This is a genomic window from Curtobacterium sp. 1544 (assembly GCF_040544915.1).
GTDB classification, from domain to species: Bacteria; Actinomycetota; Actinomycetes; order Actinomycetales; family Microbacteriaceae; genus Curtobacterium; species Curtobacterium pusillum_C.
In genome coordinates this window covers 100,414-115,327 of sequence record NZ_JBEPKX010000007.1, presented here as the reverse complement: position 1 = coordinate 115,327, position 14,914 = coordinate 100,414, and the positions used below count along the sequence as shown (strand labels likewise).

The 14,914-nt window shown below is 71.6% G+C and carries 13 protein-coding genes; 8 read left to right on the top strand and 5 right to left on the bottom strand.

What is annotated here, in order from left to right; translation table 11 throughout:
- Positions 1-239: 239 nt before the first annotated feature.
- Positions 240-1,148 (bottom strand): SDR family oxidoreductase, encoded by a 909-nt coding sequence (locus tag ABIC61_RS06545; RefSeq protein ID WP_354029259.1) that lies wholly within the window; start codon positions 1,146-1,148, stop codon positions 240-242.
- 95 nt (positions 1,149-1,243) lie between these two features.
- Here ABIC61_RS06545 and ABIC61_RS06540 point away from each other — a divergent pair, with 95 nt between their 5' ends.
- From ABIC61_RS06540 to ABIC61_RS06530, 3 genes are all read left to right on the top strand, one after another.
- Complete coding sequence (locus tag ABIC61_RS06540) at positions 1,244-1,816, top strand: TetR/AcrR family transcriptional regulator (protein WP_354029258.1); 573 nt, start codon at positions 1,244-1,246, stop codon at positions 1,814-1,816.
- 92 nt (positions 1,817-1,908) lie between these two features.
- On the top strand, positions 1,909-3,120 hold the full coding sequence (locus ABIC61_RS06535) for an acyltransferase family protein (protein ID WP_354029257.1): 1,212 nt from the start codon (positions 1,909-1,911) through the stop codon (positions 3,118-3,120).
- 125 nt (positions 3,121-3,245) lie between these two features.
- Entirely contained in the window at positions 3,246-4,397 is a 1,152-nt protein-coding gene (locus tag ABIC61_RS06530; RefSeq protein ID WP_354029256.1) for an FAD-dependent oxidoreductase, read from the top strand.
- 53 nt (positions 4,398-4,450) lie between these two features.
- Here the strand turns inward: ABIC61_RS06530 and ABIC61_RS06525 are convergent, their stop codons facing one another.
- From ABIC61_RS06525 to ABIC61_RS06510, 4 genes are read right to left on the bottom strand one after another with little or no spacing between them, the layout of a single operon-like run.
- On the bottom strand, positions 4,451-5,320 hold the full coding sequence (locus ABIC61_RS06525) for a UbiA family prenyltransferase (protein WP_354029255.1): 870 nt from the start codon (positions 5,318-5,320) through the stop codon (positions 4,451-4,453).
- Positions 5,321-5,372: 52 nt separating this feature from the next.
- Positions 5,373-6,245: a GNAT family N-acetyltransferase gene (locus ABIC61_RS06520; protein ID WP_354029254.1), complete on the bottom strand. Its 873-nt coding sequence runs from the start codon at positions 6,243-6,245 to the stop codon at positions 5,373-5,375.
- A gap of 1 nt (position 6,246) precedes the next feature.
- A complete protein-coding gene (locus ABIC61_RS06515) occupies positions 6,247-7,827 on the bottom strand; it encodes a long-chain-fatty-acid--CoA ligase (RefSeq protein ID WP_354029288.1) in 1,581 nt (526 codons plus the stop codon).
- A 59-nt stretch (positions 7,828-7,886) separates the two neighbouring features.
- Positions 7,887-8,819 (bottom strand): DMT family transporter, encoded by a 933-nt coding sequence (locus tag ABIC61_RS06510; RefSeq protein WP_354029253.1) that lies wholly within the window; start codon positions 8,817-8,819, stop codon positions 7,887-7,889.
- A gap of 70 nt (positions 8,820-8,889) precedes the next feature.
- Between ABIC61_RS06510 and ABIC61_RS06505 the strand changes: the two genes are divergently transcribed.
- From ABIC61_RS06505 to ABIC61_RS06485, 5 genes are all read left to right on the top strand, one after another.
- A complete protein-coding gene (locus tag ABIC61_RS06505; protein ID WP_354029252.1) occupies positions 8,890-9,738 on the top strand; it encodes a LysR family transcriptional regulator in 849 nt (282 codons plus the stop codon).
- A 107-nt stretch (positions 9,739-9,845) separates the two neighbouring features.
- A complete protein-coding gene (locus ABIC61_RS06500; RefSeq protein WP_144751142.1) occupies positions 9,846-10,268 on the top strand; it encodes an excisionase family DNA-binding protein in 423 nt (140 codons plus the stop codon).
- A gap of 416 nt (positions 10,269-10,684) precedes the next feature.
- A complete protein-coding gene (locus ABIC61_RS06495) occupies positions 10,685-11,746 on the top strand; it encodes a hypothetical protein (RefSeq protein ID WP_354029251.1) in 1,062 nt (353 codons plus the stop codon).
- Positions 11,747-11,837: 91 nt separating this feature from the next.
- Positions 11,838-12,650 (top strand): fructosamine kinase family protein, encoded by an 813-nt coding sequence (locus ABIC61_RS06490; protein WP_354029250.1) that lies wholly within the window; start codon positions 11,838-11,840, stop codon positions 12,648-12,650.
- Between the two features lie 123 nt (positions 12,651-12,773).
- On the top strand, positions 12,774-14,909 hold the full coding sequence (locus ABIC61_RS06485) for an ArnT family glycosyltransferase (RefSeq protein WP_354029249.1): 2,136 nt from the start codon (positions 12,774-12,776) through the stop codon (positions 14,907-14,909).
- The last annotated feature ends 5 nt before the right edge of the window (positions 14,910-14,914 follow it).

The window sequence follows — 14,914 nt, the reverse complement described above, 5'->3', positions numbered from 1 at the left end:
CTGCTCACTCGATGCGGTGGTCCGGACCGGCGACGGCCTGGAGGCGCGGGGCGGGGTCGCCACGCGCCTCCAGGCCGGTGGGTGGTCGCGTGGGGCTGGCGCCGCGCGCGGACCGACTCCGTACGACAACGTGGACGTCGTACGACAGCGACTTCGTCGCTGCTCGCGCGGCGCGGTCTCCCGCGCGCGCAACGAACGACAGGACCGACGTCGTACGACGTCGGTCCTGTCGTTCCGGGTCAGCGCCGCGCGGCCACCTCGAAGTAGGCACCGGCGGCGATGTCCTCGAGCAGCCCCGGGCCGGTGGGCTCCCAGTCGAGGAGCTCCCGCGTCGCGTCCGAGGTCGCGGACATCTCCATGCCGAAGAACTGCCCGATGAACCCGAAGTGGGACACCGCGTCGGCCGTGTCGACCGAGGTCACGGGCAGCCCGAGCCCTTCGCCGATGGCCTCGGCGATCGCCCGGGTCGGGATCGCGGTCTCGGCGACGGCGTGCAGCTTCGTGCCGGCGGGCGCCTGCTCGAGGCCGAGCCGGACGAGGCGCGCGGCGTCGGTGACGTGCACGGCGGCCCAGCTGTTCGTGCCCTCGCCGATGTAGCCGGAAACCCCGGTGCGCTGTGCGGCGCCGACGATCGCGGCGATGAACCCGTGGTCGCCCGTGCCGTGGGTGGTCGGGCTGAAGCGGGCCGCGATGGTCCGGACGCCCTGGTCGACGAAGTCGAAGCCGCGGTTCTCGCTGCCGCCGCGCATGCTCTCCGGGCCGACGAACGGGTTCGGGTCCGACTCGGTCGAGGGGCGGCCCTGTGCGAGTCCGGCGACGCCCGAGGCGAGGACGAACGGGCGGTCGGTGCCGACGAGTGCCTCGCCGATGGTCTCGACCGCGGCACGCTCGCTGGCGTTCGTGGCGGCGGGGTTCGCCCAGTCGTGCTTGTTCGCGAGGTGCAGGACGCCCTCGGCCTCGGAGGCTCCGCGACGGATGGCGTCGAGGTCGTCGAGGTCGCCCCGGAGGACGGTGACGCCCTTCGCCTCGAGCGCTGCGGCGGAGGCGTCGGAGCGTGCGAGGCCGGTGACGGTGTGGCCGGCGGCAAGGAGGTCATCGACGGTGTGGGAGCCGATCCAGCCGGAGGCCCCGGTGACGAACACGTGCATGTGTCTTCCCTTCACAGGTGTCCACGACGATGATGTCATGAACTGACATCACTGTAGCACTCGATGTCAGCCGCTGTCATCAGTAGACTGCGGACATGGCCCGATGGCAACCCGGAACCCGTGAACGTCTGCAGACGACCGCGCTGCAGCTGTTCATGGAGCAGGGCTACGACCAGACGACCGTCGCCGGCATCGCCGCCGCGGCAGAGGTCACCGAGCGCACCTTCTTCCGGCACTTCGCCGACAAGCGCGAGGTCCTGTTCGCCGGGCAGGACGACTTCCTCGGGATGTTCACCACCCCGATCGAGGCAGCACCGGCGGACGCGGCCCCGTTCGACCTCGTCCGCCGCGCGCTCGAGGCCGCCGGTGCGTTCTTCCCGGAGGAACGCCGTCCGTGGTCGCGCACACGCCAGGGCATCATCGACGGGAACCCGGCTCTCGGCGAGCGGGAGCTCGGCAAGCTCGCGACCCTGAAGGTCCGGCTCGGCGAGGTCCTGCGTGACCGCGGTGTACCCGAACCGGCCGCGACGATCGCCGCCGAAACCGCCGTGACGGTGTTCCACCTGTCGTTCGCCCAGTGGATCGCCGACGACGAGGACCGCCCGTTCGCCGAGATCGCCCACGAACGACTCGACGCCCTGACGAGCCTGGTGCACCCCGGTCGTTGAGACCGCTCTTACGTTCCGCGAGCATCCTGTAACGGAATGGTCACGACCCGACGGTCAGTGGCCCCCGCAACCCGATCTCGCAGGAGGCGTCCGTGGCGACCACCACGCTCACGCCGGAGCGGACCCGCACCACATCCGCACCGGCCGACACCGACGGCAGGGCCGCACGACCGACGCCCCCGCCGCCGCTGACCCACCGGGCCCCGGCGCTCGACGGCCTCCGCACGGTGGCGATCCTGATCGTGATCCTGTACCACCTGCACGTGCCGCAGTTCGAGGGCGGGTTCATCGGCGTGACGGTGTTCTTCGTGCTCTCCGGGTTCCTCATCACGACCCTGCTGCTCGGCGAGAAGCGTCGCACCGGTCGCATCCGACTCGGCTCGTTCTGGACGAAGCGGCTCCTGCGGCTCTACCCCGCCCTGCTCGCGCTCGTCGTCGTGGGGCTCGCCCTGTGGAGCTGGGTCGGCGACTACAAGGGCGCCTCGTTCTCCCCCGGCGAGGCCGCGTTCATCGCGCTGAGCTACACCGGCAACCTCTTCCGCTCCTACTGGGACACCACGCAGGGGGTCTTCGCGCACACGTGGAGCCTGTCCATGGAGGAGCAGTTCTACCTCGTCTGGCCGCCGGTCCTCGTGTTGCTGTTCGCCCTGCGCTCCCGCCGTCGCTGGCTGATGACCGGCCTCGGCGTGGTCATCGTCGGCGCGGCTGCGGCATCGTGGCTGAGCTACCGCACCCCGAACGCCGGCGCGACGCCGGACGTGTACTTCTCCCCCTTGCTCGGCGTCGTGCCGCTGGCGACCGGGTGCCTGCTCGCCCTGCTCCTGGACGACGAACGCATCCGGGCCTGGGCGTCCGGGATCGCCGGGCACGTCGGCACCTGGGTCGGCATCGGGTTGCTCGCCGGGGTGCAGTTCTGGATCGACGACGACTGGACGCAGCACGCGTGGTCCTTCGGCGTGGTGCTCCCCGTGACCGGGCTCATCTCGGCGCTGCTCATCGGCGGCCTGGTGTCCGTCCGCTCCCCGCTGTCGGCGGCACTCGCGTGGACGCCGATCTCCTGGTTCGGCCGACGCGTGTCGTACTCGGCGTACCTGTGGCACCCGCTCGTGATCGCCCTGCTCGGCACGTACGCGATCGGCGCCTGGGGCACGGTGTGGCTCGTCGGAGCCGCGCTCCTCGTCGCCGTCGGCGCTGCCTACGCGATCGAGGTGCCGGTCGAGAAGGCACGGAAGCGGTTCCGCGAGGCGCGGCGCCTGATGGCGGCGGACCGGTCCGCGCGCGACACGGCCGACGCGGCCGTCTGACGCGACCACGCTGCGGACTGGAGGCACGGGTCGGGCCCGCCCCGCGCCTCCAGTCCGGAACGACGCCGGATCCGGGCCCGGCCCGCCTGGGCGACCACCGTGCCGCCCGTCCGTAGGCTCGGCACGTGACCACGGAGCGCGTCGACGTCCTCGTCGTCGGCGGCGGACCCGTCGGCCTCTTCGCCGCGGCGCTCCTCGCGGCGCGGGGTGTCCGCGTCGCCGTGTGGGAACGCCGCACGGCCGATCCGACCGGCTCCCGCGCGATCGGCATCCACCCGCCCTCCCTCGACGCGTTCGCCGCGATCGGCCTGGACGGACCGGTGCTCGCCGAGGCCACCCGGGTGCGCACCGGCGTCGCCCGGAGCAGGGGACGCGACCTCGGCGCCCTGACCTTCGACCGGGTGTCGGCCACGCACCCGTACGTCGTCACGCTCGACCAGCACCGGACCGAAGCCCTGCTGCGCGAGGGCCTCCACACTCTGGCGCCCGCAGCGCTGCGCACCGGCACCACGCTCACCGCGCTCGACCGGCACCGGGACCACGTCGACGCCTCCGGCACCGCCCCGGACGGCTCCCTCGTGTCGGTCCGATCGTCGTTCGTCGTCGGGGCGGACGGCGCCCGGAGCGTCACCCGCGGTCTGCTCGGCATCGGGACCACCGGACGGGACTACCCGGACCACTACGTCATGGGCGACTTCGCGGACGTCGAGGGCGCGGCCGCCCGGTCCGCGGCGATCGTCGACGTCGGACCCGCGGGGGTCGTCGAGTCCTTCCCCCTGCCGCGGGGCCGGCGCCGCTACGTCGTCCTGGTCCCGGACGGATCAGCGGTGGACGCGCCCCGGCTCGCCTCGATCGTCGCCGAGCGCACCGGCACCTGGCCGGACGGTGCGAGCTGCACGATGCTCAGCGGATTCCGGGTCCGGCGACGCGAGGCGGACCGGGTCGGGGTCGGTCGTGTGGTCCTCGTCGGCGACGCCGCGCACGAGATCAGCCCGATCGGCGGGCAGGGCATGAACCTCGGGTGGCTCGACGCCGCCGAACTCGCGCCGCTGCTCGCGGAGGCCGTCGCGACCGGCGCGCCCGGCCCGTGGCCGCACTACGCCCGTCGGCGCCAGGCGGTGGCCCGCCGGGCCGCGCGGCAGGCAGAGGTCAACATGGCACTCGGCCGTCCGCTGGGCGGGTGGGCAACGGTCGGCCGGGAGGCACTGCTCCGGTCGGTCCTGTCCCTCCCGGCCGCGGACGGGCTGGCCGGGATCTACGCGATGCGCTGGGCCTGACGGGTCGCGGCTCGCTGCTGGCCGCTGCTGCTTGCTGCTTGCTGTCTGCTGGGTCACGCCACCAGGCGGGCGCCGGCGAGGCCGAGTTCGACGACCAGCACGAGCGACGACGCGATCACCAGACGGAAGAGTGTCCGCGAGGCCAGCCCCAGCACCACCAGCCGGACCCCAGCCGCTGCGAGGGCGATCACCACGACCGCGCCCAGTACCGCCAGCGCCACCCCGGCACCGCCGACGGCGTCGTCACCGAGCACCTGCCCGCCGAGCACGAGCAGCGCGGCGACGACGAGCGCACCGAACGCCGTGACCCCGGCGCCGCGGAGCCCCAGCCGGTGCGGGAACCCGCGGACTCCGGTGGCCGCGTCGTCGACCAGGTCCGGCAGCACGTTCGTGCAGTGGATCGCGACGCCGAACACGGCCCCCGTCGCGATCGCCCACCACGCCGGCCAGTCGCCGTCGGGTCCGGCCGAGACCGCCACGACCGGGAGCAGCCCGAACGCGACCACGAACGGCACGACCGACCACACCGTCCGCTTCAGGCCCGCGTCGTAGGCCCACCCCGCGGCGACGAGCACGAGGTGCGCGACGGCGGCGACCGGCCCGAGGAACACCGAGAGCAGGACCGCGACGCCGGCGGTGACGAACGCCGCGGTCCGGACCGTGCCGACGGCGATCAGGCCCTGGGCCACGGGCTTGTCCGAGCGCCCCACCGTCCGGTCGCGATCCGCGTCGATCCAGTCGTTGGCGAGCCCGATCGACAGTTGCCCGGCGACCACGGTGAGCGCCACGAGGACGACCAGCCACGCCGGGCGCCCGACGGCGGCGGCGATGACCGCGGCGAGCACCGTCACGGTGACGGTCGGGCCGGGGTGCGACGACGCGAACAGCAGCCGGGCGGTCGAGGGTCGGTGGCTGGGGGTCACATCGTCAGCGTACGGACGGGGTGCTGCGCGGGGCGCCTGCGCACCGGTCGCGTCACCGCGTCCTGACGCAGTCGAGCCGTTCCGGCATCGCCGTGAACCCGGCGGACCGGTAGGTCGCGACGGCGCTGTCGAGGTCGCTCGGGGTGCAGACCCACGCGACCGACGCGCCCAGTTCACGGAGGAGGGCGGCGGCCGCGACGCACATCGCCGTCCCGTGCCCCTTCCCCCGGTGGTCGGCGTGGACGCCCAGCGGCTCGATGAGTCCGGGACGGCCGGGGCCCGCCGACCAGACGGTGATCCCGGCGACCGGGACTCCCGCGTCGTCCCTGCCGAGCAGGCAGCGAGCCTCGGCGAACGGTGCGCCGGCGGACATCTCGGTCCAGCGCTGATTCGTGAAGGACCCGTTGTCCCAGGCCGAACGGTGGACCGCCGTGAAGTCGGACGTGTCACCCGGGGGAACGACCTCGACGTGCAGCGCCGGCCCGCGCGCCACGACCGGCTCGGACAGGTCGAGGGACAGCGGCGACCAGGCCTCGCCGGCGCCCCATCCCGCCGCGTGCAGTGCTTCCCGCAGCGCGGTGCCGTCCGGGACCTCGATCGCAGCGGGCCCGCTCGGGAGCACGCCGGTGCTCGGGTCGGAGGCGTCGACTGTCAGGGCGCGCGCGAGATCCGGGTCCGTCCAACGCTCCGGCGCCACCGTCATGCGGAGCGTGCTCGGTCCGTCGAGGAAGCCGACGGCGACGATCTGCCCGTCGTCCTCCCAGGTGCGGACTGCACGCCCGACCGCGTCCGGCCCGTGGCGCCAGGCCCACCCGAGGTCACCGGGGTGGAGCTGCACGACGGCGTCGTCGCGCTGCCACGAGCGCAGGGTCCGGACCACCGCGCCGAGTTCCGACACCGTCGGCGTGGACACCGCGACGGTCACGTCACCCCGCCGCGCCGAACCGGTCGACGAGCTCGCGCTTGAGCACCTTCCCGCTCGGCCCCAGCGGCAGCGCGTCGAGCACGTGCACGGCCCGCGGGTACTTGTACGCGGCGATCTCCGCGGCGACGAAGTCGATCAGCTCCTGCGGGGTCGCCGTGCCGTCGGCACGCAGGACCACGGCGGCCTCGATCTCCTGGCCGTGCACCTCGTGCGGCACCCCGAACACCGCGGCCATCGCCACGTCCGGGTGGGTGGCGAGGACCTCTTCGACCTGCCGCGGGTACACGTTGTAGCCGTTGCGGATGATCATGTCCTTCGTCCGGTCGACGATCGTCAGGTAGCCGTCGTCGTCCTTCGTGCCGAGGTCGCCGGTGCGGAACCAGCCGTCGACGATCGCCGCCGAGGTGTCCTCCGGACGGTCCAGGTACCCGTTCATCAGGTTGTGGCCGCGGATCACGAGCTCACCGATCTCGCCGTGCGGCAGCAGGGCGATCCGGTCGGGCACCTCCGGGTCGGCGATCTCGACGTCCACACCCCAGACGGGCGTGCCGATCGTGCCGGGACGCGGCGGGGTCCCCACGTGGTTGAACGTCGCGACGGGCGAGGTCTCGGTGAGGCCGTAGCCCTCGTGGATCGGCGCGTCGTACACCTGCTGGAACCGCTCGAGCACGGCCAGGGGCAGCGAGGCGCCGCCGGAGATGGCGTAGCGCAGCGACGGTCGGGCGTCGGAGCGGGTCGCCGCGTCGAGGAGCGCCATGTACATCGTGGGGACGCCCATGAAGACGCCGCACCCGTGCTCGACCATCGCGGCGAGCGCCGAGTCCCCGTCGAACTTCGGCAGCATGACGATCGTCGCGCCGACCCGGAACCCGGTGTTCATCGTGCAGGTCTGTCCGAACGTGTGGAACAGCGGCAGTGCCCCGAGCAGCACGTCGCCGCGGTGCATGTCGAACGTCGTCATGAGGTTCGTGTTCACCTGCTCGAGCAGCGCGAAGTGCGAGCCCTCGGCGCCCTTCGGCTTGCCGGTGGTGCCGCTGGTGTACAGGATCGTGGCGGTGTCGAACGGGTCGCGGGGCTCGTACGTCCGGAGCGGTTGGGCCTGCTGCGCGAGGTCCTCGAGCCGGTCACGGCCGGTCTCCGCCTCGTCCGGCGCGAGCACCGTCACGACGTCGACCCCCGCGAGGTCGGCACCCGCCGCTCCCTCGGCGAGCAGCGGCGCGGCGCAGACGAGCAGGGTCGCCCCGCTGTCGCGCAGGACGTACTCGATCTCGCGCCGCTTGAGCAGGGCGTGCACGGGCACGGCGACGGCGCCGAGTGCGAGCGTCGCGTAGTAGACGCGGGGGAAGTCCTCGACGTTCGGCACGAGCATCGCGACGCGGTCGCCCTCCTGCACGCCTCTTGCACGGAGCGCCCCGGCGTAGGCGAGCGTCTGCGACCAGAGTTCCGCGTAGGTGGTGCGACGGTCGCCCACGATGACCGCGACGTCGTCCGGGTACCGCGCGGCGGACTCGGCGAGGATCGCCGCGACGGAGGCGGTGGCGTGCGTCCGTGGCGTGGTGCTGGACTGCTGGGTGGACGACATGCCGGTCTCCGTCTCCGTTGACGAGTACATGTCGCGATCCTAGGACGCCGCCCTCCTCGTCAGCCGTGACGGACTGTCCCCAGTACGGGATCCGGGGTGCCCGATGCCGAGCGACGGCGCCCGACGACCCCGGAGGCGAGCGCGATCCCGAGCAGGACCACGAGTCCCCCGACCGGTTCGTTCCACCGCACGTGCTCGCCGAGGACGAGCACGCCGAGCACCACCCCGACCACTGGCGTCAGGTAGGTGACCGTCGAGGCGCGGCCTGCACCCCACGCCTGCACCAGCCGCGTGTTCCAGGCGTAGGCCAGCCCCGTGCCGACGCAACCCAGCGCTGCCATCGCGGCCACGATCCTCCAGTCCAACTGCACCGGACCGGTGGCGATGACGGGCGCGACGACCAGGAGCAGTCCGGAGGCCAGCGTCAGCTGGACCGTCGCGAGCGTGACCGGGTCGTACGCGCTGCCGACCGCCACCCGCCGCAGGTACGCGAGTCCGATGCCGTAGCAGGCGGTCATCCCGAGCAGCGCGACCTGCCCCGGGACGCTCGCCAGCACCGCCGGGTCGCCGACGACGTTCCACGGTCCGACCAGTACGAGCACCCCGACGATGCCGAGCACGATCCCGAGCACCTGCCGCCCGCGGAGCTTCTCGGACGGCACGAGCACGGCGAGCGCGGCCATCGTCATGATCGGCGTCGTCGCGTTGTAGATGCTCGCGAGGCCGGACGGCACCGTCTGCTCCGCCCACGCCATGAGCGAGGACGGCACGGCATTGAGGAACACGGACACGACGAGCAGGTGTCCCCACACGCGCGGTTCGCGGGGCCAGCGACGACGTGTCACGAGCAGGACGACGACGAGCGTGAGGGCTCCGAGGACCGTACGGACGGTGGCGACCTGCTGCGGAGCGAGTCCGTCCAGGCCGATCTTCGCGAAGAGGAAGCTCGAGCCCCAGGTCAGTGCCACGAGGAGGTAGAGGACCGCGTTCATGTGGCCTAGTGTCGACATCCTCGACGCATGCGGCAAACGCATGCGACTCATGATCAGATGAGGAAGACGCATGACCGTCTCCGTGCCGCAGCTCCGCGCGTTCGTCGCGACGGTCGACGCTGGCTCCTTCACCAACGCCGCCGCAGCCCTCGGCGTCGGCCAGTCCGCCGTGTCGCACGCCGTCGCCGGGCTCGAGCGCGAGGTCGGCGGCCCGGTGGTCCGCCGCGGCGCCGCCGCGGTCCCGACGTCGCTCGGCGACCGCCTGCTCGCCCACGCCCGCAGCGTGCTCGCCTCCGTCGACGCCCTGGAGGCAGTGGTCCGGCCCGCCACGGCGCGCGGCACCGTGCGACTCGCCGCCGTCCCCACCGTCTGCCAGGGCCTGCTGCCGCGGCTCCGCGAGCTCTGGGCGGTCACCCTGCCCGACGTGGACGTGCAGGTCTACGAGGGCGACGACGACGAGATGCCCGAGTGGCTCGAGGCCGGGACGGTGGACGCCGCGGTCCTCGTCGACCCGTCGCCGGTGCCGGACGGCGGGGTCGTCGTCGCGCAGGACGAGATGGCCGCGGTCGTCCGCCGGGACCACCCGCTCGCCGACCTGCCGGCGCTGACCCTCGACGACCTGCACGAGGACGGGCTCGTCGCGGGCGGCGGCGGCTGCGAACGGCAGATCCAGCGGCTGCACGAGCTCGAGGGGCAGCCGTTCCGGTGGGCGCACCGGGTGCGGGAGATGAACACCATGTTCGGGATGATCGAACGCGGCGAGGGCGTGTCGATCGTGCCGACGCTCGGGCGCGGGATGCTGCCGCCGGACCTCGTCATGGTGCCGATGGCCCGGCGACTCGAGCGGACGCTGGTGTTGAGCGGGCCGGTGTCGCGCGAGTGGCACCCGTTGGCGCAGGCACTGGTCGACGCGGTCTGAGCAGTGGCCGGGGTTGCATTTGCAAGTGCAACCGCCGTACGGTGTGCAGTGAGTTGCACACCCGCAGTCGCGACGTCGATCGGAGGAACACCTTGCGCGCCGGAACCATGACGAGTCGAGCAGTCCCGGTCGACGAAGTCGCGCGGGCCGAAGCAGCGGACGTCGTGACCTCGGCCGGTGACCGACGTGCCGTCACGGTCAGGATGACGCTCGACGACGGCTCTTCGATCGACCTCCCGGACCGACTCGGGACCTTCCTGGCCGACCTGGTCGAGAGCATGGCCGGCGGTGCGGGAGTGTCCACGAGCGTGCTCCCCGAAGAGATGACCACGACCGTCGCAGCCGACGTGATCGGGGTCTCGCGGCCGACCCTGGTGAAGATGATCGATCGCGGTGAGATCGCAGCACGGAGCGTCGGGACCCACCGACGGCTCCGACGCGAGGACGTCCTCGCCGCTCGGGTCACGCGTCGCGATGCACGTCGGATCGCCGCACAAGAGCTGCTCGAAGCGGGCGAGGCGTTCGACTGAGCTGGCCCCGCCCGCTACGGTGTGAAATGTGATGCTCCAGCGGGTGTTCGTCGATGCGAACGTGTTCTGCAGCAGAACGACGAACCTTCGCCAAGTGCGAATTCCGCCGCGCCCATCCTCAACGCGTTCCCGAGCGAGGACCCGGTGCTCGGGACCCCGCGCCGCGTCGCCCGGGGCTTCCATTTCAAGCACACCCCGCCGTACGGGCTCGTCGCCGCCGATCGAGCGGTCAATGACGGAGGCTCGATCTTGTCGCACTCGATGCTCGAACGCGGATCGCCGCGGACGTCTCTTCGTAGGCTTCGCACAACCGCGAGCAGCTCGCCATCGTCGCGCATGACGCCTATCGCCGATGGGCCGACATGCTTCGACCAGCAAAAATCTCGATCCGCCCTCATGTCTGACAGAATCACTGAGTGCGAGAAGGTACGAAGCGTCAACCGGGTCCCGCCCGGGACCGGTTCATTGGATGGCCGACTGCAAGCCTGTGGTGGATAGGCGTTTCGGCGCTTGTCATCGGAATCATCGTTGGAATCGGCACAGCGTTGCAGTGGACGGCGGTACTCAACGGCGCTCGATTCGGAGCTTTCGTCAAAGAGTTCTTAACTAGCGCGGGACTCGGAGGACTCGCGACGATCGTTGCCGCGGGTCTGGCGGTGTCTGGAGTGTCAAGACAGCTTCGCCAGTCCAGTGAGGACGGAGTGGCCTCACGCGAGCGCGAGATCGAAGAATCGCAGACCGCGGACTGGTGGAAGAGTTTCGAGTGGACGACGGCTCGAATCTTTCCCGCAGGGGAGGACGAGACCCGAAAGATCGACGACAACCTCGCATACTCGCTCGCAACGGCCCTCAAGTCTCGAGCACGCACCGAGGAGCAACGCGTGACTTGCGATGCCCTGGTGAATCAGATCTCGACGATCCCGCCGATCGAGACGTCCACGAAGGACGAGGCGTCCGCTATGCACGCGCTCGGCAGTTACATCAGACAGGTAGAACGCAGCGGAAGCACCGAGGCGGACGACAGGCGAAACCTCGTAGCAGCCAGATCACGTTTACTCACACTTCAACTCATTGTCGCTCTCCGAACCCTTGCTGATGAAGGACTTGTCGATGAGGTTCAGAAAGGCGATTCCCGCGACCTTGACGCGTCGTTCGATTCGGAGGGGTTGCGATACGGTGTCGAGGCACGGTTCACGAACAACATCAAATTCGTTCTGTCAGTGATCCGACGCCACTCTCGGTTCCCCCTAAAAAATGTTCACTCGACGCTGCTGGTCATCCAAAGCCCGGAGGAACCCTCCCGTACTGCTGCCGACCGGCTCGCGGCTGCCGGTATCAGCTTCGTCCACGTGACCACCGACGCGTCGAAGGTCTTTGACGAACTCTTGATTGGCCTTCGAGAAGCGATTCCACGCTTGCCCAAGACAGAGATTTCGGACCGGGCCCAGGTACAAGGCCCCTCGAGCGAACCGGTGTAGCCCCTCTCACTCTCCGACGAGGAACCACGCTCTCCTCTGCACGATCCCCGCCGCTGAGGGTCCGACAAAGAGCCACCGGCAGGATGGGGCGATGGCCGAGACCCACGTGAAGACCTTCACCGACCCGCACGAAGCAGCCGCCGAGGCCGCCGGTCTGGCCTGGTTGGCCTCGGCCGAGGAGTCCGGCGGCACCCGGGTCGCCCGGGTCCTCGGACGCCCCTCCCCGACCGTGCTCGAACTGGAACTGATCGACGACGGTTCGCCGAGCTCGGCGCAGGCGGAGCGCTTCGGACGGTCGCTCGCACACACGCACGCCGCGGGTGCTGACGGATGGGGAACGCCCGCTCCGGGCTTCCCGACGGCCGGTCCGCTCCGGATGGGTCGCTCGGGCACGCCCTTCGTCACCGCGGCGGACGCACCGGCGACCTGGGGCGAGTTCTTCGCCGAGTACCGCATCCGCGACTTCGTCCGCCGGATCGTCGACCGAGGCGGGTTCGACCACGCGCAGGCGGCGGTGTTCGACCGGGTCGCCGATCGGGTGCAGGACGGGACGCTCGGGTCGCCGCAGCCCGCGCTGGTCGGGGACCGTCCGGCGAGGTTGCACGGCGACCTCTGGGCGGGGAACGTCCTCTGGCCCGGCGACCCCGCTGAACCCACCGGCGCGGTGCTCATCGACGCCAACCCGCACGGCGGCCACGCGGAGACCGACCTGGCGCTCCTCGGGCTCTTCGGACTCCCCCGGCTCGAGACCGTCCTCGCCGCCTACGACGCCGAGTCCCGGCTCGCCGCGGGCTGGCAGGAGCGCGTCGAGCTGCACCAGCTCGCGCCGTTGCTGCTGCACGTGTTCCTGTTCGGCGGCTCGTACACGGGTGCGGCGATCCGGGCGGCGCAGCGGTACGCCTGACCTCGCGCGGTGCGAGGGCAACCGCGGCACGGTGCGAGGCACGCGGAAGCGCGCCCGCCGCTCTTAGGAACCGCCAAGCCCGGCCATCGGGTCGTTCGGGGAACGCCCGGAATCCTCACTGGCATGACCACGTACCCGGTACCCGTGACCGATCGACGCGACCGCGCGCACAGTGACGCGCGGGATCGGCGTCGGAAGCCCCTCGCACGACTCTTCCTCGGTGAACGCGAGGACGCCCGCTGGCTCCGCCCGGCGTTCTGGGCACTCCTCGTCGTGACCGCCGTGGTGTACCTCTGGGACCTCAGCGTCTCCGGGTACGCCAACAGCTTCTACGCCGCAGCCGTCCAGGCCGGCACGAAGTCGTGGGAGGCGTTCTTCTTCGGCTCCCTCGACTCGTCGAACTTCATCACCGTCGACAAGCCGCCGGCCTCGCTCTGGGTGATGGTGTTGTCGGCCCGGCTGTTCGGCTTCTCGAGCTCCAGCCTCCTGCTCCCCCAGGCGCTCATGGCCGTCGGCTCGGTCGCGCTCGTGTGGGGCACCGTCCGCCGCACCCTGAGCCGCCTCGGCGCGACGACCGCGAACGTCGGCGCCCTGCTCGCCGGGTTCGTCGTCGCGGCGACCCCCGCGGCGGCGCTGATGTTCCGGTTCGACAACCCGGACGCACTGCTCGTGTTCCTGATGACCGCTGGCGCGTACTGCACGGTCCGGGCGCTGCCGCGGGGCAGCTGGAAGTGGATCGCCCTGGCCGGTGTCGCCCTCGGCTTCGCGTTCCTGACGAAGATGCTGCAGGGGCTCCTGGTCCTGCCCGCCTTCGGGCTCGTGTACCTGTTCGCCGCCCGCACCACCTGGGGCAAGCGGGTCGTCGGCCTGCTCATCGCCGCGGGCTCCCTCGTGGTCTCCGCCGGGTGGTGGGTCGTCGCCGTGTGGCTCTGGCCCGCGGAGTCCCGCCCGTACATCGGCGGCTCGACGAACAACACCGTGCTCGACCTGGTGTTCGGCTACAACGGCCTCGGCCGCATCTTCGGCGGTTCGGGCAACGGCGGTGGGGGCGGGGGCGGCGGCATGACCGGCGGGACCGCGGGCTCCTCGTTCGGCGGCTCGACCGGTCTGAACCGGCTGTTCTCGTCCGAGATGGGCCTCGAGATCTCGTGGCTGCTGCCCGCTGCGCTCATCGCGCTGATCGTCGGCCTGGTCGTCGTCGGCCGCCGGAACCTCGCCGACCCGGCACGCGCCGGTCTCGTCCTGTGGGGCGGCTGGCTCCTCGTCACCGGGCTCGTGTTCTCGTACATGTCCGGCACGATCCACCCGTACTACACGGTCGCGTTGGCGCCGGCCATCGCGGGCCTCGTCGGCACCGGCGGCGCGCTGCTGTGGCACGCACGCGAGCGCTTCCTCGGTCGCCTCGGTCTGGCGGCCATGATCGGGATCACGGCGTTCTGGGGCTGGTGCCTCCTCAACGAGAACCCGACCTGGTTGCCGTGGCTGCGCTGGGCGATGCTGTTCGGCGGGTTGCTGTCCGCCGCCGCGATCGTCATCGGCAGCGTGCCGACGCTCCGCAAGCTCGTCACCGTCGGTGCCCTCGCCGGCACGCTGTTCGGGCTCACCGGCACCACGGCCTACGCCCTCGCGACGACGACCGTCGCGCACTCCGGGTCGATCCCGAGCGTCGGTCCGGCGGGCAGCAGCTCCGGTGGGACGGGTGGCGGCGGCACGGGTGGCGGTCTGCCTGGAGGCGCGGGGGGACCGGGTGGGTCGGCCTCCGGTTCCGAGACGGACGGCTCCGACAGCACGGACGGCACCCAGCAGGGTCCCGGCGGCACACCGCCCGAGGGCACGACCGGCGAGATGCCGGGTGGATCGACCGACGGGACGTCCGACGACGCGCCGAGCGGCACCGGAGGCGGCATGGGCGGCGAGGGATCGACGACCTCGTCGGCACTGCAGAAGCTCCTCGAGGCCTCGGACGCCAAGTGGGCCGCCGCGGTGAACGGTTCGCAGTCCGCCGCCCAGATCGAGCTCGACACCGACACCGCCGTGATGGCGATCGGCGGCTGGTCGAGCGACCCGGCACCGACGCTCGCCGAGTTCAAGGCGTACGTCGCCGCCGGGGACATCGGCTACTACATCTCCTCCGGGACCGGTGGCGGGATGGGCGGCGGTTCGTCCACCGCCTCGGCGATCCAGGAGTGGGTCGCGGCGAACTACGACAACACGACGGTCGGCGGCCAGACGGTCTACGACCTGAGCGACCCGAAGTAGGCTCC